Annotated in this window: 3 protein-coding genes; 2 read left to right on the forward strand and 1 reads right to left on the reverse strand. The window is 69.6% G+C overall.

What is annotated here, in order from left to right:
* The coding region (locus AC5DC2_RS23555; RefSeq protein ID WP_491700244.1) for a hypothetical protein at nt 1-341 on the forward strand (341 nt) is incomplete at its 5' end.
* The gene (locus AC5DC2_RS23560; protein WP_293722072.1) at nt 338-637 is read left to right on the forward strand and encodes a helix-turn-helix domain-containing protein; all 300 of its coding nucleotides are present in this window, start codon (nt 338-340) and stop codon (nt 635-637) included. The genes AC5DC2_RS23555 and AC5DC2_RS23560, both read left to right, overlap by 4 nt.
* Nucleotides 638-675: 38 nt before the next feature.
* On the opposite strand, the gene AC5DC2_RS23565 is transcribed toward AC5DC2_RS23560, so the two are convergent.
* Nucleotides 676-975 carry a hypothetical protein gene (locus AC5DC2_RS23565; protein WP_293722069.1) on the reverse strand — a complete coding sequence of 100 codons (300 nt, stop codon included), beginning with the start codon at nt 973-975 and terminating at the stop codon, nt 676-678.
* Nucleotides 976-1,042: the final 67 nt, after the last annotated feature.

The following is a 1,042-nucleotide window of genomic DNA, read 5'->3' on the forward strand; positions in this document are numbered from 1 at the left end:
CTGATCATGTGTGTTCTGGCGCTGGCGATCGTCGCCGCCGTGCTGGCGGGGTGCCGGGCATGAGCGCGGGCCGGTTTACCCCTCAGGAGCGCAAACACGCGCGGCTGGTGCTGGGGCTGTTCGTGCAGGGTGCCGACCATGCCGGGCGGGACATGACCGACGCGCCGGGCGTGCTGGAGGATTTTCGCGCGGGGCGGTTCATCTCCGATGCGGCGATGCTGGAGATCGCGGCGTGGCTGGAGCTCACCCGCGGCGACCTGACCCGGGCGGCGGCGGTGGCGGCGGCGCGGGACGGGCGGCTGTTCACCCGTGTGCGGAGCAACGGGAGGGCGGCGGCGTGAACCGCGATTATGCCCATGTGCTGACCCGCCCGCAGGCGCTGGACTGGACCAGCTTCGGGCGGGCGCTTGCCGCCGAAATCCGCTTGCGCGGGATCACGCTGCAGCAGGTGGCCGACGAGGTGCGGCTTTCGCGCGCCACGATCAGCCGTGCTTCCACCGGGCATGAGGTGGGGCTCGTGGCGCTGCTGAAGCTGTGCGTGTGGTGCGATCTGAACCCGTTCGAGCTGATGCGGCCCGACGACCGGAGGCCGGCGGAATACGTGTGCCCGGTGGCCGAGAGGGGGTGTTTCACGTGACCACTCCTCTGAAACTATCTGATGTGCAACGGGAATTTTCAGGCGTCGGGCGTGGGGAGCATTTGGGCGAACCAGCGGTCGACCTCCTGCTCGAGCTGGCGGTGAAGCTCATCCCGGAGCGCGCGGGACTGATCCGGGAGCGTCGGGTCGAGCAGGGTTGCGACCGTGTCCGGCTCTATGCGGAGCGTGTCACGGGAGAGCAGCTTCGCGCGCTCACGCCATGCCGCGATGACCTGGTCGCGCGGTTCCGGCGACCTGGCGGCGTCGGCCTCGATCACCTCCCTGAGGAGGGAGAGAAGCACGGGGATGCGCAGATCGTTGCCGCTCGAGAACTCCATGCGCGTGCCTTTCCTCTTTCAGGGGCTTGCGGCCCCGCATCGCGGTGCCCGGCAGGAGGTGCCCCCA

This window comes from Martelella sp., assembly GCF_984369615.1.